At 44.3% G+C, this 25,975-nt stretch carries 20 protein-coding genes and 1 riboswitch; of the genes, 12 read left to right on the plus strand and 8 right to left on the minus strand.

Annotated features, from left to right (window positions below; all coding sequences use genetic code 11):
- Positions 1–17 precede the first annotated feature (17 nt).
- Positions 18–614 (plus strand): OmpH/Skp family outer membrane protein, encoded by a 597-nt coding sequence (locus BWX39_RS10470; RefSeq protein ID WP_028905186.1) that lies wholly within the window; start codon positions 18–20, stop codon positions 612–614.
- A gap of 253 nt (positions 615–867) precedes the next feature.
- On the opposite strand, the gene BWX39_RS12650 is transcribed toward BWX39_RS10470, so the two are convergent.
- The 4 genes from BWX39_RS12650 to pyrB all read right to left on the minus strand — a co-directional run bounded on the left by BWX39_RS12650 (position 868) and on the right by pyrB (position 4,338).
- Positions 868–1,083 (minus strand): hypothetical protein, encoded by a 216-nt coding sequence (locus BWX39_RS12650; RefSeq protein WP_244271536.1) that lies wholly within the window; start codon positions 1,081–1,083, stop codon positions 868–870.
- Between the two features lie 266 nt (positions 1,084–1,349).
- Positions 1,350–2,630 (minus strand): serine hydroxymethyltransferase, encoded by a 1,281-nt coding sequence (gene glyA, locus BWX39_RS10480; RefSeq protein ID WP_028905185.1) that lies wholly within the window; start codon positions 2,628–2,630, stop codon positions 1,350–1,352.
- 291 nt (positions 2,631–2,921) lie between these two features.
- Complete coding sequence (pyrI, locus tag BWX39_RS10485; protein WP_028905184.1) at positions 2,922–3,377, minus strand: aspartate carbamoyltransferase regulatory subunit; 456 nt, start codon at positions 3,375–3,377, stop codon at positions 2,922–2,924.
- A 13-nt stretch (positions 3,378–3,390) separates the two neighbouring features.
- The gene (gene pyrB / locus BWX39_RS10490; RefSeq protein ID WP_014708351.1) at positions 3,391–4,338 is read right to left on the minus strand and encodes an aspartate carbamoyltransferase; all 948 of its coding nucleotides are present in this window, start codon (positions 4,336–4,338) and stop codon (positions 3,391–3,393) included.
- A gap of 174 nt (positions 4,339–4,512) precedes the next feature.
- On the opposite strand from pyrB, the gene BWX39_RS10495 reads away from it, so the two are divergent.
- The 4 genes from BWX39_RS10495 (at position 4,513) to BWX39_RS12195 (ending at position 11,063) form a co-directional block, all read left to right on the plus strand.
- The gene (locus tag BWX39_RS10495; protein WP_028905183.1) at positions 4,513–6,816 is read left to right on the plus strand and encodes a transglycosylase domain-containing protein; all 2,304 of its coding nucleotides are present in this window, start codon (positions 4,513–4,515) and stop codon (positions 6,814–6,816) included.
- A 63-nt stretch (positions 6,817–6,879) separates the two neighbouring features.
- A complete protein-coding gene (locus BWX39_RS10500; protein WP_028905182.1) occupies positions 6,880–7,815 on the plus strand; it encodes a hypothetical protein in 936 nt (311 codons plus the stop codon).
- Positions 7,816–8,842: 1,027 nt separating this feature from the next.
- Positions 8,843–9,742 (plus strand): IS982 family transposase, encoded by a 900-nt coding sequence (locus tag BWX39_RS10510; protein ID WP_076123173.1) that lies wholly within the window; start codon positions 8,843–8,845, stop codon positions 9,740–9,742.
- A 716-nt stretch (positions 9,743–10,458) separates the two neighbouring features.
- A riboswitch (cobalamin riboswitch) is annotated at positions 10,459–10,641 on the minus strand.
- Positions 10,642–10,913: 272 nt separating this feature from the next.
- A complete protein-coding gene (locus BWX39_RS12195) occupies positions 10,914–11,063 on the plus strand; it encodes a hypothetical protein (RefSeq protein ID WP_014708658.1) in 150 nt (49 codons plus the stop codon).
- A 565-nt stretch (positions 11,064–11,628) separates the two neighbouring features.
- Here BWX39_RS12195 and BWX39_RS10520 read toward each other — a convergent pair.
- Both BWX39_RS10520 and BWX39_RS10530 read right to left on the minus strand, forming a co-directional pair.
- Positions 11,629–13,203, minus strand: coding sequence for a DUF438 domain-containing protein (locus tag BWX39_RS10520; RefSeq protein ID WP_028905702.1), 1,575 nt, complete (start codon positions 13,201–13,203; stop codon positions 11,629–11,631).
- Between the two features lie 488 nt (positions 13,204–13,691).
- A complete protein-coding gene (locus tag BWX39_RS10530) occupies positions 13,692–14,897 on the minus strand; it encodes an ATP-binding protein (RefSeq protein ID WP_036860614.1) in 1,206 nt (401 codons plus the stop codon).
- A gap of 337 nt (positions 14,898–15,234) precedes the next feature.
- Between BWX39_RS10530 and BWX39_RS10535 the strand changes: the two genes are divergently transcribed.
- The 4 genes from BWX39_RS10535 to BWX39_RS10550 all read left to right on the plus strand — a co-directional run bounded on the left by BWX39_RS10535 (position 15,235) and on the right by BWX39_RS10550 (position 19,227).
- The gene (locus BWX39_RS10535) at positions 15,235–15,765 is read left to right on the plus strand and encodes a WG repeat-containing protein (RefSeq protein ID WP_028905704.1); all 531 of its coding nucleotides are present in this window, start codon (positions 15,235–15,237) and stop codon (positions 15,763–15,765) included.
- Between the two features lie 910 nt (positions 15,766–16,675).
- The gene (gene map / locus BWX39_RS10540; RefSeq protein ID WP_028905705.1) at positions 16,676–17,539 is read left to right on the plus strand and encodes a type I methionyl aminopeptidase; all 864 of its coding nucleotides are present in this window, start codon (positions 16,676–16,678) and stop codon (positions 17,537–17,539) included.
- Between the two features lie 92 nt (positions 17,540–17,631).
- Complete coding sequence (gene tsaD / locus BWX39_RS10545) at positions 17,632–18,666, plus strand: tRNA (adenosine(37)-N6)-threonylcarbamoyltransferase complex transferase subunit TsaD (RefSeq protein WP_014708662.1); 1,035 nt, start codon at positions 17,632–17,634, stop codon at positions 18,664–18,666.
- A gap of 12 nt (positions 18,667–18,678) precedes the next feature.
- A complete protein-coding gene (locus tag BWX39_RS10550; protein ID WP_028905706.1) occupies positions 18,679–19,227 on the plus strand; it encodes a CinA family protein in 549 nt (182 codons plus the stop codon).
- 1,148 nt (positions 19,228–20,375) lie between these two features.
- Here BWX39_RS10550 and rd read toward each other — a convergent pair.
- Complete coding sequence (rd, locus tag BWX39_RS10555) at positions 20,376–20,540, minus strand: rubredoxin (RefSeq protein WP_014708664.1); 165 nt, start codon at positions 20,538–20,540, stop codon at positions 20,376–20,378.
- A 108-nt stretch (positions 20,541–20,648) separates the two neighbouring features.
- Positions 20,649–23,036, minus strand: a complete 2,388-nt coding sequence (locus BWX39_RS10560) for a TonB-dependent receptor (protein ID WP_028905707.1) — start codon at positions 23,034–23,036, stop codon at positions 20,649–20,651.
- Between the two features lie 215 nt (positions 23,037–23,251).
- Here BWX39_RS10560 and BWX39_RS10565 point away from each other — a divergent pair, with 215 nt between their 5' ends.
- From BWX39_RS10565 to yihA, 3 genes are all read left to right on the plus strand, one after another.
- The gene (locus BWX39_RS10565; protein ID WP_028905708.1) at positions 23,252–23,890 is read left to right on the plus strand and encodes a DUF4827 domain-containing protein; all 639 of its coding nucleotides are present in this window, start codon (positions 23,252–23,254) and stop codon (positions 23,888–23,890) included.
- A gap of 66 nt (positions 23,891–23,956) precedes the next feature.
- Positions 23,957–25,348 (plus strand): phosphoglucosamine mutase, encoded by a 1,392-nt coding sequence (glmM, locus tag BWX39_RS10570; RefSeq protein ID WP_028905709.1) that lies wholly within the window; start codon positions 23,957–23,959, stop codon positions 25,346–25,348.
- 10 nt (positions 25,349–25,358) lie between these two features.
- Complete coding sequence (gene yihA, locus BWX39_RS10575) at positions 25,359–25,973, plus strand: ribosome biogenesis GTP-binding protein YihA/YsxC (protein ID WP_014708668.1); 615 nt, start codon at positions 25,359–25,361, stop codon at positions 25,971–25,973.
- Positions 25,974–25,975 lie beyond the last annotated feature (2 nt).

Here is a 25,975-nt window from a genome sequence, read left to right on the forward strand (position 1 = left end):
ATAAAAACAAAGATAAAATGAAAAAGACTTTAAGCGCGTTGGCTGTCGCAGCAATGACATTCGGTATAATGTCTTGCAACAATCAGCCAAAAGCCAATGACACCAAGGAAACCGCAAAACCTGCAACTGCAACCGCAGCAGCAGGCTCGCAACAGATAGCATACGTGGAGATTGATTCTATCATGACCCAGTACACTTATTGGAAAGAGGTGACTAAAATCCTTGAAGCAAAGGAAAAGAACATACAGAAGACGCTCGCAGGAAAGCAGCAGGCATTGCAGCAGGCAGCAGCCAACTTCCAGCGAAACATTCAGACCAACAAGTACACACAGGCACAGGCACAGCAAATTCAGGCAGGTATTCAGAAGCAAGCTGCCGATGCCGAAGCCTTGCAACAGCGTTTGGGCGCAGAGTATCAGAAGGAAGTTACCAACTACAACAAGGCTCTTTCTGACAGTGTACACAACTACTTGAAGAGCTTTAACAAAGACAAGAAGTATGTTATGATACTTGCAAAGAGCGGCGACAACATTCTTTATGCCGACGATGCTTGCAACATTACTTCGGAAGTAGTGAAAGGTATGAACAAGGCATACACTGGAATGAAGAAATAAACATATCATAGAAATTATATTTAAGAGTTAAACATCTCTTTTTGTAAGCGATTTATAGAAAGAGAACATATTAGATAAAAGGTTAGAGAAGCTGGATAGCCGTGAGGTGTTCCAGCTTTTTTTGTTTTCCAAGAGTTGTGTGTGGAAAGGCTGTGGAAAGGGCTTTTGTAAGGTAAGGGGGCGTTCGGAAATCGCAACAAAGAGGGTTTGGGCGTGGTTTTGGGCGTTTACTAACAAGGAAGAAACGGCGGGGCTATCTAGAAATTCTAGAATAACTAGAAGTCTCTAGGAACCCTATCATAGAACTTGACAATAACATTATTTTTGTAAAGATAATTTCGTTGAAAAACGCTAATTTCGATTTGGCATTGCGAAAGCGGCTGTTTTGCGCTGCAAAACCTACGCTTTTACCGTGCAAAACAGCCGCTTTTGGAATGCAAAACAATAGGTTTTGCAAAGCGTTGATAATGAAGAAGTTGCACCATAGATACGCTTGTGAAAAATATTTACACACTTTTCTTCTCTTTCCCACTTATATTATAAGGTGTGTTGCTGCATTTGAAGTTTCGGCAGACAGTTCATTATGCCAAAGAAAAAGCGACTTTGCAGATGGATAAATATTATCTACCCCACCCCAACGACAAAGCAGCAGACTGGACAAAAAACAGAACTCCCTCAACAGCAATGCCGTTGAGGGAGCCTTTTTAGCTATGAGAAATTTTGTTTTGTTCTTGATTAGTAAGCGAACAATGGATATTCTTTCATTGTTGCGTTTACCTTCTCGCGAACTTCTGCGATGACTTTTTCGTCTTCTGGAGCAGAAAGAACCTTGTCGATAAGCTCGGCAACGAGAATCATAAGGTCTTCTTTTGCGCCACGAGTTGTCATAGCAGCTGTACCAAGACGGATACCTGAAGTCTGGAATGCAGAACGTGTATCGAATGGTACCATATTCTTATTTACAGTGATGTCAGCTGCAACGAGTGCGTTTTCAGCAACCTTACCAGTGAGTTCTGGGAACTTGGTGCGGAGGTCGAGCAACATTGAGTGGTTGTCGGTACCGCCTGAAACAATGCCGTAGCCACGCTTTACGAGTTCTTCGGCAAGCACAGCAGCGTTCTTCTTCACCTGTGTAGCATACTCTTTCCAGCTTGGTTCGAGGATTTCGCCGAAGGCAACAGCCTTAGCAGCAATAACGTGCTCTAATGGACCGCCTTGGTTTCCTGGGAACACAGCAGAATCGAGAAGTTGCGACATCTTCTTGATAACGCCCTTTGGAGTTGTCTTTCCCCATGGGTTGTCGAAGTCTTCGCCCATCATAATCACACCACCACGAGGACCACGGAGGGTTTTGTGTGTAGTTGTTGTTACGATGTGAGCGTACTTAACTGGGTTTTCGAGCAAACCTGCAGCAATCAAACCTGCTGGGTGAGCCATGTCTACCATGAAGATTGCACCAATTTCGTCGGCTACCTTGCGGAAGCGTGCATAGTCCCACTCGCGGCTGTATGCTGATGCACCCGCAATGATGAGCTTTGGTTTGTGCTCGCGAGCGAGCTTCTCCATGTTGTCGTAGTCTACACGACCGGTTTCCTTATCAAGCTGATAGCCGATAGGACGGTAGAGAATACCAGAGTTGTTTACTGGGCTACCGTGTGAAAGGTGGCCGCCATGGTTGAGGTCGAGTCCCATAAAACTGTCGCCCGGTTCGAGAATTGCTGAAAGAACGGCCTGGTTAGCCTGCGCACCAGAGTGTGGCTGCACGTTCGCCCAGCATGCACCGAACACTTTCTTTACGCGCTCGATACAGAGGTTCTCTACTACGTCTACTACTTGGCAACCACCATAGTAACGCTTTCCGGGATAGCCTTCAGCGTACTTGTTGGTAAGGTAAGACCCCATTGCCTGCATTACTTCGTCGCTGACGAAGTTCTCTGAAGCGATAAGCTCCATGCCTTTCAACTGGCGCTGGTGCTCTTGCTCGATGAGATCAAAAATCTCAAGATCTTTTCTCATGTTGTTTAAGTATTAAAATGCCTCCGCCGACTATCCACGGTTTTTAGTAAAGATGTCGCCAAAAGCAAGGTTGTTATAATTAGCTGCAAATATAGGAATTTTCTAATAACAGGGCAAATATTTCGTACAAATATTTGCAGTGAAATGCTAAAACCAATTTTAAAGGCTATTCCACGGACTTAACAGAGTATGGGGAGGTGTGGCAAGCAGGGGCTTTTATCAGCTTCAACCACAACTTTTACACACTCGCTTATATTACTCTGAATCAGTATAGAATATCTTATATAGGGATTAACACAACTCTACGTTCTCCATTTGCTGTTCCTTGTCGCAATAATGGCACTTCAATGTGCCTGCCTCCTTGTCTACAACGTTGAATATTGTAGACACTGGCTCGTTATTGGTGATGCACTTTGGGTTGTTGCATTTCACGATTCCGCGCAGTTCGTTGGGCGTTATGACTTGCTTTTTCTCTACCACTTCATAGTCGCGAATGATGTTCAAGATGATGTTGGGCGCAACTACCGAGAGGCGAGATATTTCGTCGTCGGTGAAGAACTTGTCGCTTACCTTGATGATTCCCTTGCACCCTACTTTGGAAGAACTGAAGTTGTAGCCAATGGTAACAGGGGTTGAAAGGTTCTGAAGTTCGAGAAGATTCACCACTTGGAAGGTCTTTTCTGCGGGTATATGGTCGATTACAGTGCCGTTTTCGATGGCGGCAACCAAACGTTCTTTCTTGTTCATTTCCATAATCTCCTTATTTTATTATCGTTGTATCGGCTTTCACTTCGTCCATTCCTATGCCGAGGCAGTAGGCAAAAATGGCTTCGCGGGCGAAAAGTCCGTTCTTAGCTTGCTGTATATAGTAGGCGTGCGGGTTGGTATCTACGTCGTATGCTATTTCGTTCACGCGTGGCAGTGGGTGCAAAATGCGCATATTGGGCTTTGCAAGGTGCAGCATATCGTTGCGCAGAATGTAGACGTTCTTCACACGTTCGTATTCCATAAGGTCGGAGAAGCGTTCCTTTTGTACACGTGTCATATATAATATGTCGGCACCAGCAATGGATTCGGGGGTGAAATCTTCCTGCTCCGTGTATCGAATGCCGTGCTGTTTGCAGAATATCTTGTACTCTTCGGGCATAGCAAGCTCGGCTGGTGCAATGAAGTGGAACGTAGGATTGAAGTGGCGCATCGCCATCAGCAGCGAGTGAACGGTGCGTCCGTACTTAAGGTCGCCGACGAGATAGATGTTCAAATTCTCCAATGTGCCCTGCGTTTGGTTTATTGTGTAAAGGTCTAAAAGGCACTGCGAAGGGTGCTGGTGGGCACCGTCGCCTGCATTCACGATAGGTACGGGCGACACTTCCGAGGCATATTGCGCTGCTCCCTCGATGTAATGGCGCATCACGATGGTGTCGGCGTAGTTCGCAACCATCAGTATGGTGTCTTTAAGGGTTTCTCCCTTGCTCACACTCGACGCCTTTGCATCGGTAAAACCAATGACTTTGGCTCCCAAACGATTGGCAGCCGTCTCGAAACTAAGGCGTGTACGGGTGGAAGGTTCGTAAAACAGAGTCGCTATAATGCGGCCTTTTAGTAACTCGCGGTTAGGATATTTCTCAAATTCCTGCGCCATTTGAATAAGATAAAGAAGCTGTTCCTTATCCAAATCCTGAATGTTCACAAAGTTCTGTTTCTCCATTGTATTGTGTTGAGTTGGTCGTTTTCGAGCGTAAAGATACGCAAATATTTTCTATTGAAGAACTTTTATAAAAGAAAATATCTATATGTTGGCGTTCTTAAAAAAATCCCACTATTTTTATTTTGCCTTCTCATCTATTTGCGTTATCTTTGCAACTTATAAACAATAATGAAAATGCGAAGACATCTTGTACATACTTTTTGGGCTATATTGATATTTGTCATCAGTTTCACCACAATCTTTTTCGTGGCGGTATGGAACGGTTGGATAGGCTATATGCCTGATATGGAAGAACTTTCGAACCCCGTAGACAAATTTGCTTCGCAGGTTTACTCTGCCGACGGTAAGCTTATTGGCACTTGGAATCAAGACAATGCCAACCGCGTGGCAGTAGACTACAACAGTCTTTCGCCCCATTTGGTGCACGCTTTGGTAGCTACCGAGGACGAAAGATTCTATGAACACTCGGGCATCGACTTCATTGCGCTGGCACGTGCCGTACTTAAACGAGGCGTATTGGGGCATGATAAAGCAGGCGGTGGCTCAACCATCACACAGCAATTGGCAAAGCAGGTGTTCTCGGAAAAGGCACACAGCACGCTCGAACGAATGTTGCAGAAACCCATTGAGTGGATTATTGCTGTGAAACTGGAGCGTCACTTCACGAAAGAAGAGATTATTGCGATGTACTTAAACTACTTCGACTATCTCCATAATGCCGTCGGCATAAAGCGAGCAGCCAACATTTATTTCAACAAAGAGCCACGACAACTTTCCGTTACCGAGGCTGCGACCCTCATCGGACTGTGCCAGAACCCCTCAATGTATAACCCCCTGCGCTACGAAGAACGCTGCCGCACACGCCGAAACGTGGTTTTGGGTCAGATGTGCAAGTCTGGCTACATCACACGAGAGGAACTTAACGAGCTTGTACAGCGACCATTGGGGCTCAACTTCTCGAGGTCAAAGAACATAAAAGGCTCTGGCGACTACTTCCAAGTATTCCTGCGCCATTACATGATGGAGAAGAAACCCGAAAGAGCAAACTACCAAGAGTGGCAAATGCGCGATTTTGTGCTCGACTCTATTGCGTGGGAAGAAGACCCGCTCTTCGGTTGGTGTAACAAGAACAAAAAGCGAAACGGCGAAACCTACGACATAAATACCGACGGTCTGCGCATCTTCACAACCCTCGACACACGTATGCAGCAATACGCCGAGCAGGCTGTGCGCAAGCATGTCGGCGGTTATCTGCAGGCAGAGTTCAACCGTGCCAACCGCTACAAGAAGAATGCACCATTCTCAACGAACATTTCGCGAAATACAATTAAATCTATCCTCAACCGCTCGTGCCGCCAGAGTTTGCGATACCTGCGATTGAAAGAACAGGGAGCTACGCCCGACGAGATACGCCGCAGCTTCCAAACAAAGCACGAAATGACGCTCTTCACCTACCACGGCAACGTGGATACGCTGATGACGCCTATCGATTCCATTCGCTACTATAAGTCTTTCCTGCGCGCAGCCTTCCTTAGTATGGAGGCACGGACAGGTGCTGTGAAAGCCTATGTGGGCGGAATAGAATACGACCATTTTAAATACGATATGGTAATGGGCGGCAGACGCCAGGTGGGTTCTACCATTAAGCCTTTCCTTTATGCGCTTGCGATGCAGAACGGAATGACTCCGTGCACCACAGCACCCAACGTTCAGCGTTCGTATGGCAACTGGACGCCTCGCAATGCCTCAAAGGCACGCTACGGACAACAGGTTCCGCTGCGCTGGGGATTGCAACAATCAAACAACTGGATTTCGGCTTACCTCATCAGTTTGCTCGGTCCATCGCAATTCGTGAATATTCTGCACGACTTCGGACTGAACAATCCAGACATCGAAAAAAACACTTCGCCCGTGCTGTGTCTCGGTCCTTCTGAGGTATCAGTGGGCGAAATGTGCAGCGCATACACCACTTTCGTGAACCACGGAGTACGCTGTGCCCCCATCTTCGTTACGAGAATAGAAGACAGCCACGGCAACGTGGTAGCCAAATTCCAACCATTGATGAACGAAGTTATATCGGAAGAAAGCTCATTCAAGATGCTTGACATGCTGCAAGCCGTAGTTCAAGGTGGAACAGGCGGACGTTTGCGCTACCATTACAACCTTACGGGCGATATTGGCGGTAAGACGGGTACGACCAACAACAACTCCGACGGTTGGTTCATGGGCTTCACACCTCAGCTTGTAAACGGTTGCTGGGTGGGCGGAGAAGACCGCGACATTCACTTCGACTCTACTTCGCTCGGTCAGGGTGCCACGATGGCACTGCCTATATGGGCTTACTACATGCAAATGGTCTATGCCGACAAGTCGCTGAACTATTCGCCCAACGCCAAGTTCGACATTCCTGCCAACTTCGACCCTTGCCAGTCTGCGGAGGCTATCTCCATAAACGGCATACAAGAGGTTTACTTCTAAGCAGGAAAACAAACAGAAGAATAAAACAAATATACCATAAATCAATTATTAAGCAATAGGGAAATGAAAACTATCTTACTATCAGTCTTGATGTTGGGCGCAGCGCTCACAGCAGACGCACAGGCAACTGTAAAGGCAAACTTCGCTAAAAACGACACCACTTTTTATAAAGATGTGATAAAAATGGATATGGCATTGCCTATGGGACAAGGCAACAAGAAGATTGCAATAACTAAAAACACACGCTACGTGGTGCTCGACAAGACCGCCAATGGCTACAAAATAGAATGCAACATTACCGATATTATCGTTGACGGCGACCAAGAAGTGGCTGAACAAGCACAGATTATGGGCAACAAATATCTAAAAGGCGTGAAGATGCTGTTGCAGACCAACACCGACGGAAAGGTAGAAAAGATACTTAACCTCGACGAGGTAGCATCGACAGGAAGCAAGACTGCAATTGCAGATATCGAGGAACAATACAAGAAAAACCCTATGATAGAACAGGTTTTACCCAAAGCAAAGTTCCTTATGGCAATCAGCGAGCAATTTGAAGAAAAGGCTCTCATAGATAACCTCAACGAAAACTCTTTCCTCTACTACTATGGCAAAGATTTGAGAACCAACAGTAAGGAAGACCGAACCAAGCAAGGCATGAAGCTTACTTCAACCTACGCTGTGGCAAACAATGGCGGAAACACCGTAATCACAACGAATTTGAAGGACAATATGACCGAAAGCGATGTGAAGAAAATGATGATTGACCAGATGAAGAAAATGGGAATGGGCGAAGAAGTAACCTCACAGATTGATGCCAACTGGGGACAGATGAAGGCAATGGGTATGACCAACCTCAGCGTAAACGGCACCGACAACCTTACTTTCTTGCCTAACGGCTGGTTGCAAAGCCTAAGCGGAAAGTCTGCCACAAAGGTGATGGGTATGGAAATGAAGCTCGATACACAAAGCGAAATAACATACAAGAACTGGAAGTAAGCGGTTCGCACACCAATACAATATGGTTAATCCATCTTTCTTGATGTTTCATTAATCATTATTTCTTTTGATACAGGCACGCTTCATAGCGTGCCTTTTTTGTGCAAACGTGGGCTTGCAGTTGGTTCTATTTCCTTATAGGCAACCTCATTTAACCCTATGCGTGTATGCCTAAGACATGATGAGCCACCCCTACCCCCGCCCATCTACTACATCGGTGTGCTTATAAAACGGTACTGTCCTATAAAAGTGTGTAAGCCCCTTTTTTCTTATCTTTGTATTTGAAAACTATAAAAAAGAAGAAACAATGGAACTTACACATTCGCAAATTTACATAAAAAAGAAGCAAACACCATATTGTAGTGTTTGCTTCTTTTTTGTTTCATACTCTAACCATTGCTGTCTGATGAATCCAGAAAAGCAACAATACACCTTATTATATAAGAGGGTAAAACGCTAAGCGTGTGTAAATATTTTTCACAACCGTAACAAACACATAACCATCTCATTACCAATACATTGCAAAACCTATTGTTTTGCAATCCAAAAGCGGCTGTTTTGCACGGTAAAAGCGTAGGTTTTGCGTTGCAAAACAGCCGCTTTCGCAATGCCAAATCGAAATTATTGTTTTTCCTCAGAATTATCTTTACAAATCCAAAGCGGGTTCCTTGTAGAACCACCCTTATGTACGCTATGAATATAAGGACGGATTGTAGGGGCGTGATTCATCACATTCCTAACACCAAAGGAAGGCAGAGTGAATATAAGGAATGTGATGAATCACTCACTTACATACATTTTATTTCCTCTATGCGACCAAGACTCTGACCATAAATACTCAGAAACACTTATCTAATCTTTTATTTTTATCTACAATAACGGCATAAATGCCATACAAAAATAAAGCATCTTTTCATACTTAACGTGAGTTCGATATAAGAAAGTTGTTTTAAAAGTTGTAGGAGTGGAATATTTTTTGTACCTTTATACTTGTAAACCAAAGAGTTACAAACAAATACCCACTCCTATGACTGATACAAATTTAATAGAAATATTCTGTATATTCGACGATTTTTGCAAGTATTTTACTCCAGAGTTGAAAAAACATACGCTTCAGGTACCCGGCAAGCGGCACCGTAACCGTGTTTCCCGTATGTCAGACAGTGAAATCATGACCATTCTGGTCCTGTTCCACACTCACCGCTTCCGAGACCTCAAGTCCTTCTACTTAGGCTATATCTGCCAGCATATGCGTGGAGACTTCCCACATCGGATTTCCTACAACCGCTTCGTCGAGCGACAAGCACAGGTCGCACTGCACCTGTTGCTGTTTCTCCAGACATGTGCACTGGGCAAGTGTTCAGGCATATCCATCATTGATTCCACACCACTGGCTTCCTGCCACATCAAGCGTGAGCGGCAGCACAGGACCATGAGGGGCTGGGCGGCAAAGGGAAAGTGCACCATGGGCTGGTTCTACGGCTTCAAGCTACATCTTGTCATCAATGACAAGGGAGAGATTATCCAGTGGAAGCTCACGCCAGGAAACGTAGATGACAGGGAGCCACTGAAGGACAAACGCTTCACCGAGAGGTTGTTTGGGAAACTCTTCGCAGACAGGGGGTATATCAGTCAGAACCTCTTTGAGATGCTCTTTGTGGACAATATACATTTAGTGACAAAGATAAAGAAGAACATGAAGAACTCCCTGATGAGCCTGTATGATAAGTTGTTGCTCAGAAAGCGTTCTGTGATAGAGACGGTGAACGATGAACTGAAGAATGTATGTCAGATAGAACACACCAGACATCGCTCTTTTGATAACTTTGCAACAAATCTGATAGCAGGACTCATTGCATACAATCTGTTGCCAAAGAAGCCAGAAATGAACATAGAAATAATTGATAAAAGCAGAATAATTGCATAGAGCTTATATCGAACTCACGTTACTTAAGAGCAAAACGACCAATTATTTTCAGAAAAAACGAAATAAAAAAAGCCGTGCGTCATCACGACATACGGCTTTTTGTTGTTTAGAGGAATTAAAGAATTGTATTATTTCACAACAATACCTCGTTTCTTTTCTAAAACTTTTGTTGCTCTTAAAGCAACTATAAAATACGAAAATATAAACTCATATAACTGCACTTGGAAAAGTAACAGCATCATTTTTATTAATTTACCATATCATAACCTGACTAATTTCATTTGCTATTGGCAACGACTTGCCTTAAACCTAATGGTTCTCTGCATCAATCTATAACTATGTGTACTGATATTTCTTCTTAATAGTTAGATTTTAAAGAGATACTAAACAGCGCGGAGTAGATTTCCGCTCGCATGGGTTTCAAACATGCTCCGCAGAGCTGTTCATATCCTCATAAGTATTGGAACCTCAATGTTTTCGGGTTTTAAATGTACAACGCTTCTCAACATAAACGCTCTATACACGCCTATTTAACGTACAACGTTTTTCGGTTTAGATGCACAGCGTTTTCCGTTTAAGCATACAGCACAACTCGGTCCACAACTTCTGTGGAACATATATCACACGTCAAAGGCATACTCACGCAGCCTTAGCAGTTAGTTTCTGTTGTCGTACATGCTTGTCGTTACTTCTTCGCCTATCCCGAGAGGCTACATCTGAAGTCATTCAAAATGGCAGGTCTTCTGACTCGTTACCTGATCACAAACACCTTCCCGAGCTTTTCTACACTCAGTGGTATCTGTTTGTGTCTAAGGAGGCAACATACAGCAGCCGGACTGTTTGGGATTCGCACCCAATTCCCTATTAGTCGCTTTCGCGAACCATTCGACGCTGCAAAGGTAAAAATAATAATTGAATTACAAAGAGAAAATACAAAAAATATTCAAAAAAGGCATTTTTTCTTTTATTGGATAATTTCCACAGCCTCAACACCTTCGTTTATATTATGTAATTATAAAGAAACAACTGTGAAGAAAACACCAATTCATCTTACTTATTGTATAAAAAATATTAATATATATCACTTTTGCTAACTACACTTGCTATTTTCAGATAAAAATGCTATATTTGTAGTGATTTAATAACTGTATAAAAAAGAAAGGAGTTTATTATGAAAAGCTGGGGTTATTCAGAATGGTACAAGAACTACAAAGTAGAAAAGGACGAACGTAGGAACGATGAAAATGTAGAAAACAACAATCGCAAAGACGACGAAACAATGTATAACAACTTTATAGGAGGTGAAATATGGTACACATAATTAAACCATCAGACAAAATAGTTCCTATTTACACACAATAAAAGCGCAATCTTTTGTTAGATTGCGCTTTTCTATTGTCCAAAAGGAATTGTACGACACCTTTATTATATTATACAATTCGGGACAGCAGAAACGAATGATGAAAAACCATTTTATAAGCAAAAAGAAACTTATAAAAGTGTAAACATTTTTCACAAGCGTAACTTTTACATAACATCTTCTTTATCAACGCTTTGCAAAACCTATTGTTTTGCATTCCAAAAGCGGCTCTTTTGCACGGTAAAAGCGTAGGTTTTGCGATGCAAAAGAGCCGCTTTCGCAATGCCAAATCGAAATTAGCGTTTTTCAATAAAATTATCTTTACAAAACCAAGACTGTTGTTAGCCTCATTGATAGAGTTTCTAAAGAATTCGAGTTTTGTTAGATTTACTAAAAAGCTTGCCCTTCAACACTTCGATAAACAAAGTGCGAGGGGCAAGCAAATAGTTATCCGAAACAAGAGTTGGGGGTGTCGAAGCGATAGAATGTGGGTAGGCTGCCCGCTGTTCTGCCGCCTGTTGCAGACTTAGCCTTGCTTTTGCGCTTCGTCTTTAATAATGTTGGTAATGCCTTCTATCAGTCGTTCGAGTGGCACACCGCTTTTCTCGCTCATCATCTTCACATCGGCGCGCGACACAATGAGTTTGCCCAAGGGCGACTGAAGCATACGGAAGGCTGACGAAATCTCAACCAAACGCTTTTTCAGGAAGGGATATTGCTTCAAAAGTACTTTCAGTTTGGTGTCGGGCGTAATGATTGTTATCGGCTCTGCGCCGTCCTCCGAGTTGGTGTCGGTTGCCGTTTCTGTTTCCGAATGGGCTTCTTCTGTCGCCTTGTCGGTGGCTGCGTTGCCCTCGTTTGCCCAAGTAAGCAACGTCTGACTGCCTTCCAATTCACGGATATGGGTGCAGTCTTGCATAATTTCCAGCACACCTCTGAAGCGTCCCTGCTCGTCTTTCACTGCCACATAAACAATGTAGAGGAACACGCCAGGCTTGTTAATCCAGAACTCTGCCTTTTCTTGTTCGCCGCTTTTAAGCTTGTCTATCACCTCGCGAACAATGTGTGCGCTCTTTTTAGGGTGGCAGTTCATCACCTCACGACCTATCACGTTCTTGCTTCTCGGGAAGATACGGTGCTCTGTATCAGAGTAGAAACAAACCAGTTCGTTCTCGTCTACGAACGAAATATCGAAGGGCAGATGCTTGTATATCAGGTTGATTTGCTCCAAAGAGAGCTTGCCCGTGGTTACGTCGAGCTTGTCTTGTGGGGCTGCGCCATAGCCATATTTCGCCAAAAGAGCCTGCAAATCTTGTGCAAATCCTGCACCGTTTGCATCTTGCGGGGCAGCTGCAGTGGCTTTCGGAGTGTGCTCCACCGTGAAGAAAGCAAAGCCAATCTCTTGGTCGCCCTCCTTCATTTCCTCGAATTCGGCTGCGTTGATGAGCACCATCGACGTAGGATAGAGAATCGCTTCCTCCTTGTTCATCAGGTCGCGGGCATATTCCAACAGTTCCTGCTGCTTGGCAATGAAAGCCTCTTCCTTGTCTTCGGCGAGCAAAGTTGCCGACTCTCTGATGATGTCGCGCACGAAGTCATCGAATGTCCACATCACGGTTGTCGGACGTGTAAAACCTTTCTGTTCCAACACAGGATAGAGTTGGTTTTGCTTACGCTTGAAGTGAAGGGGATATTGGTTGAGCTTTTCGTATATTTCGAGCCATTGATTCTTAATCATAGGATACTGAACCAAGTCTTCAACGGCAAGCAACAGCTTTCGCATCTCGTCGTTTTCGCGGTAGTATTGCACAATGGGGTGGTCGTCGGGAAGCTCTGGGCGCGAGTAATCCATAAAGCCGTCGAGCAGTTCGAGCGTCTTGCTCATATTCACCCGAATACATTCGTGGTCGTCCTCCTCCACCATTGTCTGCTCTATCAGCGCAATGTGGAAAGGCTTTATCTTGCCCACCTGCTCGCCAAAGGTCTTCCGTGCCTCTTCGAGCGTTATCTTTCCTGTTTCATACAGTTCCTCTATTTCAAGGATTTTATCTAACTTTTCTTGTTCTATTTTTGGCAGATTTGCCTTCATTTTGTGCTCCATCTGTAAATCGTTTTAATATTCGTGCGACAAAGGTAACGCATACCAACCAATGAATAGAGTAACATTTGTGCTTCTATGGTGTTAAATCAAGTTAAACCATACATCTCTAAAGCATTGCATTTGTTAAATTATTGAACACTAAAAAGCCACTTTGCAGATACGGGGAACGGAATGAATTTCACCCCTATTAAAAGAAAATATTTGGAGATAAAAACGGATTGGAAAAAGCAGAAAACAGCTTCAGCTTTGTAAAGATAATTCTGAAGAAAAACGGTAATTTCGATTTGGCATTGCGAAAGCGGCTGTTTTGCGATGCAAAACAGCCGCTTTTACCGTGCAAAACCTACGCTTTTAGAACGCAAAACAATAGGTTTTGCAATGAGCTGACAGCAAGCAAGTTATACAATAGACACGCTTACAAAAAATCTTTACACTATTATCGCTTTAATCTTGCATTATTTTTTCAGAATAAAGCCCCATAGCGGCATTTACAATCCTTCCGTCAGGAACTTTCGCAAATGAAGATGGGTTACACCGTTATCGTCTGTTTTGTTTACCAATGGTGTCATTGAAATGACGTACTTGGGATAGTTGTCCTTTATTGAATGAAGATTGCCGAACTCACGTTCACGAGTTGTTGCATCAGCAACAATATACGAGGCTTGCACATATAGCCTACAGCCACCTGGCTTGTTGCATACAAAATCTATTTCGCCAGCCTGCAACTGTCCGACAGTTACTTCGTATCCTAATCGTACCAAATGATTATAAACGATGTTTTCTATCACCTTTTCTATATCTCCTTCTCTTGATTCGCCACCGAGCGCATTACGAATGCCGTTATCTTCAAAGTAGAATTTGTCGTTACTCTCAAACAACCGTTTCCCGTGAATGTCGTATCGGTTCACCTTATGAACGATATAGGCATCGCAAAGAAACTTCAGATAATTGATGATAACAGTAGAAGTTACTTTCTCGCCCTGCGATTTCATGTATTTTACAATACTGTTGGCTGAAACTATCTTGCCAGTATTATCTGCCAAGAAACGCACAAGGTTTTCGAGAAACGGTACATTGCGTATTTGATTACGCATAATTACATCTTTCAATAATACCGTATGATAAACGTCCGTCTGATACTCTCGGGCATCTCGTTCATCAAGTCCCATCTTCAAAAGTCCGGGTAATCCTCCCAACTGAATATACTTTGACAAGGTGTCGTCCGTATCAGGCAATTGGTGGAACTGCATAAACTCCGTGTAACTTAATGCCTGAACATAGATTTCCTTATAGCGTCCACCTATGAGCGTACTTAAATCGCCACTCAGCATCTTTGAGTTGGAGCCCGTAATCACTATTTCTATATTCGGTTCCTCGTAGTAACTGCGAACGCTTCTCTCAAATTCAGCAACACCTTGTATCTCATCTACAAAGATATAGTTGGTCTTTTCCGCATCAAGACGTTCATCAATATAGGCATTCAGTTCCTTGTACGTCTTGATGTCGTCAAACTCTTTCTTCTCCTTATTAATATAAATGATGTTGGCATTGTCTGATACTTCAACCTTGTTTTTAAACAGACGCAGAATAGAACTCTTGCCAACACGACGCTGACCAGTCAAAATTATGATGGTATCTTTGCCAAGATACTTCTCTATTTTGTCCAAATAACTTTGTCTAACTATCTCTTTCATATCTTTTATAATCCACAAACACTGCAAATATACTTATTTTATCTTTTATAAAAGATGAATTTGTAGAATATTTTAGTTTTATCCATTATAAACCTAAATATAGCGAACAATTGGGAAAAAGAAAGAAACAAGTAAATGGGGAACGTTTCAGCAGATGGCGTGTACAGCAGTTTCAAGCCACGATAGTTTCAAAAAAACTTGCTGAAATCGTCTGCCATACAAAATATTTCAGTAACTTTGCTTCGATGCTTATAGCTGTTAAGGGTTGTAAGTCTTAGCAAGTCAGCATGATAAATACCTTGTTTTAATAACTAAAAGAAGTAAAAAGCATAAGAAAATGAATATTCCAAACAAACTCTTTCACTTCTCTTTGCTTTGCATCGCCCTGCTGTTTGCAGGCTGTGGCAATACGGACAGCAGGCTTTTCATAGTGGAAAAGAACGACTTGTATGGCTATGTGAATGCGAAAGGCGACACCATTATAGACTGTAAGTACACATTAAGCTATACGGATACTATCGAACAGATTGGCTTTGTCGTTAATAAGAAGGGAAAAATAGAGTGTTTCAACAATAAAGGGAAGTTCCTTTTTTATGTATTTAACTTCGATAACGGACCGGACTATGTCGAAGAAGGCTACTTCAGAATACTCGACCAAAATGGTCTTTTCGGCTTTGCCGACAGCCTTGGCAACGTCGTTATAAAGCCTCAATATAAGTTCGCAGTTCCTTTCAAAGGTGGAAAAGCAGAGGTAACCTATACAGGAAAGATGGTTCCTGCATCACCTAACGGCGATGGTTATTGGATTTGGGCATCAGACGATTGGTTCTTTATCTCGCCAAAAGGCAAGAAGCTGTCTTCCAAATAAATAGCACTTCAACATTGTAGAATACCAACAGAAAACGGTTCATCGTATTCCTGACACCGAAGAAACAGCGTACTTCATTTAAGAATCTATTTCTTCTATAAGTTCCTATGAATTCTAACACAGAACTTAGAAATTAATTTGATTTTGTAAAGATAATTCTGAAGAAAAACGGTAATTTCGATTTGGCATTGCGAAAGCGGCTGTTTTGGACGGCAAAACAGCCGCTTTTACCGTGCAAAACCTACGCTTTTGGAACGCAAAACAATAGGTTTTGCAACATATTGATAACAAGATGGTTACGCAATAGTTATGCCTATGAAAAATGTTTACAGCTTTATTGTCTGCTTTCTATTTATGAAACGAGAAATGAAACACATAAAAACAGATAACGAAAACAATATTATAATGGAATAAAACTATTGGAACAAAAGCGTTATCCTGATTCAATCTTTTTTCTACCTAATCTATTAATTCTTACTGAAGAAAACGTTTTATTAACTTAAATATAAACATTTATCGAGCATCACTGCTCTTTCCTAAAGATTTTTACGCATTAACCTAAATAAGCAATCTTCTCCTTAACAATTATAATCTTTACGATTATTCTCTAACTTTTGATTTGTAGCAAAGATAGATATTAACATTTAAAACTGCAAATAATTTCCTGAAAATATTTCTTAATTTACTTTTAATTGATTTATATCAAGCTTATCTGTATATAAATTGCGCTTTATTGCACTAAAGAACTTGTAGTTGAAACCATCAGGAGCCCAGAAAAGATAAAGAGAACCATCGTGGCAACCTCTTTTTACATTCACCGCTAGAGTTATAAAGGGGCAAAAATGAGCCGATTTTCTTTGCCATCTATATTTATTATAGTACTTTTGCAGAAAAGTTTAAAACGGTAACAATGATATTGAAAAAGAGAAGGTGGCACTGTCTGCCGGGACAGGAACCCACCGAAATGGATAAGAAAATCATGGAATTCGAGAAGAAAGGCAAACTCGTGCCTACTCGAAACCTTATAAAAACACCCGAACAAATTGAAGGAATCCGCCGTGCAGGCGTTGTAAACACAGGCTGCTTAGACGCCGTTGCCAACGCTATACACGTGGGAATGAACACGCAAGAGATTGACGATATATGTATGGCGTTCTGCAAGGAGCACAATGCCACGCCTGCCTGCCTCAACTACGAGGGCTTTCCGAAAAGCGTCTGCACCAGCATCAACGAAGTGGTGTGCCACGGAATCCCCAAGAAAGAGGACGTTCTGCAAGAGGGCGACATCGTAAACGTAGACATGACGTGCATCGTTGATGGCTATTATGCCGATGCAAGCCGTATGTTCATCATCGGAAAAACAACGCCAGAGAAAGAAAAACTGGTGCGTGTTGCCAAGGAATGTCTCGAAATTGGTATGGAGGCAGCAAAGCCTTACTCGTTCGTAGGCGACATTGGACACGCCATTCAGAAGCATGCCGAGAAGAAGCATGGCTATGGTGTGGTGCGCGATTTGTGCGGTCATGGCGTGGGACTCGACTTCCACGAAGAGCCTGAAGTAGCCCACTTCGGATACGCAGGCACAGGTATGTTGCTCGTTCCGGGTATGGTTTTCACCATCGAACCAATGATTAACCAAGGCACGTGGAAAGTCTTCATCGATGCAGAAGACCCATACGGCTGGGAAGTAATTACGGGCGACGAGCTTCCTTCAGCACAATGGGAGCACACATTCCTGATGACTGAACACGGATTGGAAATACTTACGTATTAAAAGAACAGTACCGAAACAATGTCTTTGCCCCCGAAACACAGAGGAGAAAGACGATTAAGTTGAAGCGTCATCGACGCAACAAGAAAACAACAATGGAGAAAAATCAGGATATATATATATTAGGTATAGAGAGCAGCTGCGACGATACCAGTGCGGCAGTGCTGCGCAACGGTGTCATTCTCAGCAACGTTACCGCCTCGCAAGATGTGCACAAGGCATACGGAGGTGTGGTTCCGGAGCTGGCGTCGCGGGCACACCAGCAGAATGTCGTGCCTGTTGTAGACCAAGCCATAAAGCGTGCAGGCATCACAAAGGAACAATTGTCTGCCGTTGCCTTTACGCGCGGTCCCGGACTTATGGGCAGTCTGCTCGTTGGCGTTAGCTTTGCAAAAGGCTTTGCACGCTCGTTAGGCATTCCGCTCATCGACGTAAACCACCTGCAAGGGCACGTTCTCGCCCACTTTATCAAGGAAACCGACGACGACAACAACCAACCGCCGTTCCCATTCATCTGCCTTTTGGTTTCTGGAGGCAACTCTCAGATAGTAAAGGTGAATGCCTACAACGATATGGAAGTGTTGGGACAAACCATCGACGACGCAGCCGGCGAAGCCATCGACAAATGTTCCAAGGTTATGGGATTAGGCTATCCTGGCGGCCCAATTATCGATAAGTTGGCTCGTCAGGGCAATCCGAAAGCCTATAAATTTGCCGAACCCAACGTAGCGGGCTACGATTATTCGTTCTCGGGGCTGAAAACGTCGTTCCTTTACAATCTTCGCGAGTGGATAAAGGACGACCCCGACTTCATAGAACACCACAAGAACGACCTCGCTGCAAGCCTTGAGTTCACCATCGTGGATATTTTGATGAAGAAACTTCGCAAGGCAGTAAAGGATACAGGCATCACACACGTTGCCGTAGCAGGGGGCGTGTCAGCCAACAACGGTCTGCGCAACGCCTTCCACGACCACGCAGCACGCTTCGGCTGGACAATATACATACCGAAGTTCAGCTATACCACCGACAACGCAGCTATGATTGCCAGCGTTGGAACGTTCAAGTATCGCGACGGCAAGTTTGCTACTATCGACTTGCCCGCCTTCAGTAAGGTTACATTTGAATAGAAATAAACGACTATGGAATTTGAAAGCAGAATATTATCACGCCAAATTGGCGACCTACTCTACGCATCGGGCTACACGCTCGGAACAGCCGAAAGCTGCACAGGCGGCCGTGTAAGCGAAACTATTATCGCCATTCCTGGTGCATCGAACTATTTCAAGGGTGGCATTGTGTCGTACACCGACGAAGTTAAAACACAGCTGCTTGGCGTTTCTGCCGAGACTTTGCAGGAGCATACAGCCGTCAGCGAAGAAGTGGCACGACAGATGGTGAGCGGTGCCATCAAGGCTTTGCAGGTGGACTATGCCATTTCCGTAACAGGAACAGCAGGCCCCAGCGGTGGCACAGCCGAAGCACCCATCGGCACAGTATGGATTGGCTACGGCGACAAAGACGAGGTTAGAACGTTTAAACTCACCGAAGACTTCGGACGCGACATCAATCTTGCCATTGCCACCAACAAGGCTATCCGCTTGATGCTCGACTTCCTGAAAGAGAAGCTCGAAGGCAACAACGCCGCAGACGACAGCAATGCGGACGCAATACCAAGTATGGAACCCTAAAGAAACCGTACAGCGCATATACGGCTGCTACGACGCACAGCCATACAACTTGATACTTACCAAACCCAACAACAACAGGTTGCAATTCCGAAACTTCGGTATCTGCAATCTGTTTTTTCGTTTAGCCACCTCTCCTTCTCGCTCATTAAACCATAATAGAATTGACAACGGGAAATGTGAAGCCTCCAACAGCAAAGAAAGGAGATATTCATAAAAAGTTGAATGTCTAGTGTGTTCGTACACACAAAGGGATTGACGCAAATCAAGAAAGGTGGTTTTTTCGCAAAAAACACGTAGAAATATTTTTCTATATTGCAGAACCTGCGTACCTTTGCATTGTCAAAAAGACAAAAAGGTTATTAGATTGTTTAGGTTAATAGTAATAGATTTAGGTTTTTAGTTGTTTTATTTAAGGAGAACAAGAGAGATTGTTCAGGAAAGATAGGTTTAGTTAAGGTAATTAAAAGTAGATTGATTAAAGGATAACAAATTGATGCGAGATTTTGGGGGAACGCCGAGAGGCGCGAACCTACAAATCAAGCGGAAGCTAAAATAAGTGAAAGCTTATTTTAAGACTAACAAAAGCGCAGGACTGTGATAGTCTTGCGCTTTTGCGTTATAGGCGGTTCGGGCAGCACAGAAATACAAGATAGATACACCGCAAAGGTGTAAATATTTTTCACAAGCGTAACTATTGTATAACCACCTCGTTATCAACGCTTTGCAAAACCTATTGTTTTGCATTCCAAAAGTGTAGGTTTTGCACGGTAAAAGCGGCTGTTTTGCAGCGTAAAACCTACGCTTTCGCAATGCCAAATCGAAATTGCTGCTTTTCTTTAGAATTATCTTTACAAAAGCAAGCCTGTTTTTTAAGTTCTCTTATAGAACTTCTAGTATTTCTAGAAAAACTAGAATTTCTAAATGAATCTATGGTTTCTATGGTGCCAAAAACGCAATGAGCCGCACCCCTACCCTACATTGGGTATTGTAGAAACTAAGGCTTTGCAATGCCAAAAATGCTTTCTGCATCTGCCGTAAACAACAAAAAGAAAAACAAACCACCGAATAGAAACCTACTGAAACTAAAAAAGGGATACGGCACAAAGCCATATCCCTCATTTTTTTACCTTAATATTCTCTTTATTGAATTAGTCTTCTACTACAAAGAAGTCATCTTTTGTTACTCCGCAGAGTGGGCATACCCAATCGTCTGGAATATCTTCAAAAGCTGTACCTGGAGCAATGCCTCCGTCTGGGTCGCCTACTTCTGGGTCGTAAACGTAACCACAAGTTTCACATTCGTATTTCTTCATAATGTTTTCTTTTTTTATTTGTTATTATAAATATTGCAGGCAAAGTTAACGTAAATATGCAATTATTACAAATTTAAGACGTTAAAAAGTCTTATTTGTCGCATTTTATTAGAACTCTACCGATATTTTGGCGTTGATTTGGCGACCTGTAAGATAGTTTGGCACGGCATACTGCTGTCCTGAAATGTCGGTTATCCAGTAGTATGAATTTACGTTGTTGATGCCGAAAAGGTTCAAACAGTCTAAGCCCAACCACACGTTTCGGAAGATAGAACTGCGCGAGCCGTCTTGGTTATCGAAGAGTCGATAGCTCATTCCGATGTCGGCACGCTTGTAGGCAGGCGCACGGAACGGGGTGCTGGTTAGTTCTTGGTGGGGCGCGGAGAAGGGTAAGCCGTCGGCGTATGCCAGTTTCAGCGACATTCTCCAGCGTGTAGAGCCTGGGAAATAGTCGGTGAAGAAGAGGTTTAGGGCGAAACGCTGGTCGGTTGGCAGTGGTACGTTCTTTCCGTTCAGCTTCATACTGGTGTTCATAACGCTGAGCGTGAGCCACGAATCGGCCCCTGGTACGAACTCACCAAAGAGTTTCAGGTCTAATCCGGCAGCGTGTCCAGAGGTTTCATTGTCGCCATAGTAGGTTACTTTCACGTTGTCTACCGAGTACGGAACAAGGCGTGAGATGGCTTTATAGTAAGCTTCTGCCGTGAATTTGAAGGGTCGGTTCATCATCGAAAAGCGGTAGCTCATCGATGCCAATGCGTGAATGGAACGCTGCGAGCGTATTTTCTTGTTCAGCAGTGCGTAGGTTACGCCGTTTACCATTGTGGTATCGCGCAGCTCTTTATAGAACGGTGCCTGATAATAAAGCCCCGCTGCCACACGGAATGACAGGTTTCGGTTCCAGCCTGGCGTAATGTTGAGCGATGCGCGTGGCGATACGATGCTCTCACCGTTGAAGTCCCAATGTGCATAACGCACACCGTAGTTCAGACGATACAGTGTTGGAACGGAATCGTTGCTCTTGAAGTTCCACGTATCTTGCAAATATGCTTCTATGCGTTTCGCGTCCAAGTTGTTGCGTGCACGCATCGAATATATCATATCGAGGGTTTCGCCAGTGTGCGGAATGTTGTAGCCTGCCGAGTCGCGGTATTCGTATTCTGCCGAATTTTCTTCAATTTTCTCTATCTTATACGTCAGTGCGCCCTCTACTCTGTGGTTTCCTGCACGCTGTTGCATCATCAGTTTAAGGCTTCGCACGTTTGCTTTCAGGTAGTCGCGCGAATGTTGCATATACGTTCCTACGCCGAGATTCTCCGAAGTTTCGGTCTGTGTGAGCCAGTATTGCCCCTGAATGTCGTACCGTTGCTGCTCTTTGGTCGAGAAAGCCGACGCTATGAGCGATATGTCGGTGCGTGGCGTCAGGTGGTTGGTGATGCTTAACGAACCGAAGAAGGTGCGGAAGAGGTCTTTTTCCTTGCCATCGAAGTAAACTTTGAACGACTTTACGTTCTTCAGCGTACCGAATTTCGTTTCTCGGTCTTTGGGTTCAAAGTTGTAATTGTTCTCCGATATGTTTCCGATAAAGTCCACTTGCCAGCGTTTCGACGGCTGCCACGAGAGATAAGTCTGGTAGTCTAAGAACGAAGGATTGTATTCGCCCTTCGTTTCGAGCGAACCTAAAAGGTACTTGTTGGTCTTGTATCGCAAGCCGTTTGTCCACGTCAGCTTCTTTGTAGCAATACCTAAATAGCCGTTTGCGCCAAGCATTGAGGCTGTTATCGAACCTTCGGTGCGCTTCGGACGCTTGTAAGTGATGTCCAAAGCCGAGCTCATCTTGTCGCCATACTTCGCCTCAAAGCCACCCGTAGAGAAGCCCACACTTTCCACAAGGTCGGCATTTATCACCGAAAGACCCTCCTGCTGTCCGCTGCGCACGAGGAATGGGCGATACACTTCCACATTATTAATATATACAGAGTTCTCATCGAAGGTGCCACCACGCACGTTATACTGCGACGAAAGTTCGGAATGGGTAGACACACCCGCCTGTGTCTGCAGTATTTCTTCGACGACATTGCCCGAAACCGATGGGTTTCGCTTGGTCGCTTCTACCTTTATTTCTTCCGTGGTACCGTGTTGCTGAACCTTAGCCTGCACTACAACCTCCTGCATTTCGTTATCGCTGCTCAGCTGAATCTGAAGTGTTTGCTTGCCTTGGGGGCGACGCAGCACGCGCACCTTGCTCTTATAGCCAAGCATAGAGAAGCGCACCTTCACCGAATCTTCGCTTTGCAGCTGCATACTGAATTCTCCTTTCAGGTTGCTCATCGTTATTTTGCCTTGCGAAGCAACCATGATAGAAGCCAACTCGATGGGGTTTCCGTCTTGGTCGGACACCTTTCCTTGCAGCGTAAACGTCTGTCCCATAGCGTTGCCAGCATACAGCAAGCACAGGAACAATAATATAATGTTCAGTAGTTTTGCCTTATTCATACTATGAATAACGCTTGTTCAGAAAGTTTATTGCATTATAATGAAAGAGAAAACAAAACCGCCACCACCCGCAAAATACAGGGTCGGGCGACAAAATTGGGAATTACAGAACAGAATTACAATATTTTATATATTTTATAGAAACACTTTGTGCGCCAATTTGTTTTCTTTTGCTACCTTTGCAGTTAATATATAAAGGAACTAAAATATCGCAAATGAAGAAGATTATCTTTCTACTCGCAATAGTATTGAGCGCAATGAGCATCGTCTCTTGCCGCGAACAAGACACTTACGCTGACAAGTTGGAACGTGAACGCAAAGCCATTAATGCGTTCATAGTGAAACATAAGATAAACGTTATTTCGGAAAAACAGTTTGAAAGTCAAGGTTTCAAGACCGATACAACGAAGAATCAGTATGTTCAGTTCAAATCTACGGGCGTGTATATGCAGTTGGTAGAAGAAGGCATAGGAGAGAAACTGAAGAATGGCGAAACCGCTACCGTACTCTGCCGCTTCGACGAAACCAACGTGGCTGGCGATTCTTTGCAGCTTACAAACAAGTCGCTGATTTGGAATGGTATCGTAGACAAGATGTTGGTAACGAAGAACAGCGGAACGTTTACGGCTTCGTTCGACAGGGCTTCCAGCGTTATGGTGCGTGCATACGGCAGCACATCTGTACCTAAAGGGTGGTTGGTGCCTCTCCCTTACATTAAACTCGGACGCATTACAAGCGCAACCGACAAGTTGGCGCACGTGCGTCTCATCGTTCCATCGGCACAAGGACAGACCTTGGCAAGCAAAAATACGTATGCTTGCTTCTACGATATTACCTATCAACGAGGAGTTTAACAAGATAAAACAATAACACGCCACGACCGCACGCTGTGTAGTCGTGGCTTTAAAATTATATAGAAGATGACGCTAATAAAGTCTATTTCAGGTATCCGCGGTACAATTGGCGGACAAACAGGTAACACATTGAATCCACTTGACATTGTTAAATTCACATCGGCTTACGCTACTTACATCGCAAGCCAGCACCCAGGAAAGAAGCTAAAGATTGTTGTTGGACGCGACGCACGCATTTCAGGCGAAATGGTGAAGAACGTTGTGTGTGGCACACTTATGGGTATTGGTGCCGATGTCGTAAATATCGGCTTGGCAACCACCCCTACCACCGAGCTTGCCGTGCGTATGGAGGGTGCCGATGGTGGTATCATCATCACCGCTTCGCACAACCCTCGCCAGTGGAACGCATTGAAACTGCTGAACCACGAGGGCGAATTTCTCACCGCAGAAGACGGTGCTGCCGTGCTCGACATAGCAGAAAAGGAAGATTTCAACTATGCCGACGTAGACCAACTTGGCAGCTACAAGGAAGACGATTCGTTCGACCAACGCCACATCGACGCAGTGAAAGCACTCGAATTGGCTGACTTGGAAGCCATTAAAGCTCGCAAGTTCCGTGTCTGTGTAGACGCTGTGAACTCCGTAGGCGGCATTATTCTGCCCAAATTGCTCGACCAAATCGGCGTGGAATATACATTGCTATACGGCGAACCGACAGGCGACTTCGCCCATAACCCCGAACCAATAGAGAAGAACCTCGGCGGCATTATGGACGAAATGAAGAAAGGCGGCTACGACCTTGGCATTGTCGTAGACCCAGACGTAGACCGTTTGGCGTTCATACGTGAAGACGGCGTTATGTACGGTGAGGAATATACACTCGTAAGTGTAGCCGATTACATTCTCGACCACGTAAAGGGAAACACCGTCAGCAACCTTTCTTCAACACGTGCATTGCGCGATGTTACCGAGAAACACGGTGGAAAGTACTACGCTGCTGCCGTTGGCGAGGTGAATGTAACTACCAAAATGAAGGAAGTAGGTGCTGTTATCGGCGGCGAAGGCAATGGCGGCGTCATTTATCCAGACAGCCATTACGGTCGCGATGCGCTTGTTGGAATCGTACTTTTCCTTAGTTCTCTGGCTCAAAAGGGCTTGAAAGCAAGCGAATTGCGCAAGACTTACCCCGAATACTTCATTGCAAAGAACCGCATCGACCTCACTCCCGAGACCGATGTAGATGCCATTCTCGCCAAGGTCAAGGAGCTTTACGGAAACGAAAAGGACGTACAGGTAACCGACATTGACGGCGTTAAGCTCGATTTCCCAACAGCTTGGGTACACCTCCGCAAGTCGAACACCGAACCAATCATTCGTGTTTACAGCGAGGCAGGCAGTATGGACGAGGCCGACGCATTGGGCAAGAAACTTATGCAGGTAGTTTACGACATGCAATAAATCCACCGACATGATAATAAAGACTTCGGAATTCAGCATATCGTCGCCTACAATATCGAAGTGTCCTAACGATACGAAGAACGAATATGCGTTCATCGGTCGGTCGAACGTGGGCAAGTCGAGTCTGATAAATATGCTTTGCAACCACAAGGGACTTGCCAAGACATCGGCAAAGCCTGGCAAAACATTGCTCATCAACCACTTCATCATCAACAAGGAGTGGTACATTGTAGACCTTCCTGGCTACGGCTATGCCAAGAATTCAAAGACTGTGCGCAACAAGCTCGAACAGATGATTGCGCAATACATCTTGCAACGCAAGCAGCTCGTGAACGTATTCGTCCTTATCGACATACGCCACGAGCAGCAAAAGATAGACCGTGAGTTCATCGATTGGTTAGGACAAAGCAACATTCCTTTCTCCATCATCTTCACAAAAGCCGACAAACTGTCGGGCGGAAAGGCGAAAGCCAACGCTGAAGCGTGGATGAAGAAGCTGGAAGACACGTGGGAAATCACCCCACCCTACTTCATTACGTCGTCGGAAAGCAAGGTGGGCAGAGAGGAAGTACTCGGCTACATCGAGAGCATCAACACGGCATTGGCGAACGATACAGCCGAATAAAC

It is taken from the genome of Prevotella intermedia ATCC 25611 = DSM 20706 (assembly GCF_001953955.1).
Taxonomy (GTDB): Bacteria; Bacteroidota; Bacteroidia; order Bacteroidales; family Bacteroidaceae; genus Prevotella; species Prevotella intermedia.

Coding starts and splice junctions, on each gene's coding strand:
- BWX39_RS10470 (WP_028905186.1), top strand. CDS start 18: ATGAAAAAGACTTTAAGCGCGTTGGCTGTCGCAGCAATGACATTCGGT.
- glyA (WP_028905185.1), bottom strand. CDS start 2,630: ATGAGAAAAGATCTTGAGATTTTTGATCTCATCGAGCAAGAGCACCAG.
- pyrI (WP_028905184.1), bottom strand. CDS start 3,377: ATGAACAAGAAAGAACGTTTGGTTGCCGCCATCGAAAACGGCACTGTA.
- pyrB (WP_014708351.1), bottom strand. CDS start 4,338: ATGGAGAAACAGAACTTTGTGAACATTCAGGATTTGGATAAGGAACAG.
- BWX39_RS10495 (WP_028905183.1), top strand. CDS start 4,513: ATGCGAAGACATCTTGTACATACTTTTTGGGCTATATTGATATTTGTC.
- BWX39_RS10500 (WP_028905182.1), top strand. CDS start 6,880: ATGAAAACTATCTTACTATCAGTCTTGATGTTGGGCGCAGCGCTCACA.
- BWX39_RS10510 (WP_076123173.1), top strand. CDS start 8,843: ATGACTGATACAAATTTAATAGAAATATTCTGTATATTCGACGATTTT.
- BWX39_RS12195 (WP_014708658.1), top strand. CDS start 10,914: ATGAAAAGCTGGGGTTATTCAGAATGGTACAAGAACTACAAAGTAGAA.
- BWX39_RS10520 (WP_028905702.1), bottom strand. CDS start 13,203: ATGGAGCACAAAATGAAGGCAAATCTGCCAAAAATAGAACAAGAAAAG.
- BWX39_RS10530 (WP_036860614.1), bottom strand. CDS start 14,897: ATGAAAGAGATAGTTAGACAAAGTTATTTGGACAAAATAGAGAAGTAT.
- BWX39_RS10535 (WP_028905704.1), top strand. CDS start 15,235: ATGAATATTCCAAACAAACTCTTTCACTTCTCTTTGCTTTGCATCGCC.
- map (WP_028905705.1), top strand. CDS start 16,676: ATGATATTGAAAAAGAGAAGGTGGCACTGTCTGCCGGGACAGGAACCC.
- tsaD (WP_014708662.1), top strand. CDS start 17,632: ATGGAGAAAAATCAGGATATATATATATTAGGTATAGAGAGCAGCTGC.
- BWX39_RS10550 (WP_028905706.1), top strand. CDS start 18,679: ATGGAATTTGAAAGCAGAATATTATCACGCCAAATTGGCGACCTACTC.
- rd (WP_014708664.1), bottom strand. CDS start 20,540: ATGAAGAAATACGAATGTGAAACTTGTGGTTACGTTTACGACCCAGAA.
- BWX39_RS10560 (WP_028905707.1), bottom strand. CDS start 23,036: ATGAATAAGGCAAAACTACTGAACATTATATTATTGTTCCTGTGCTTG.
- BWX39_RS10565 (WP_028905708.1), top strand. CDS start 23,252: ATGAAGAAGATTATCTTTCTACTCGCAATAGTATTGAGCGCAATGAGC.
- glmM (WP_028905709.1), top strand. CDS start 23,957: ATGACGCTAATAAAGTCTATTTCAGGTATCCGCGGTACAATTGGCGGA.
- yihA (WP_014708668.1), top strand. CDS start 25,359: ATGATAATAAAGACTTCGGAATTCAGCATATCGTCGCCTACAATATCG.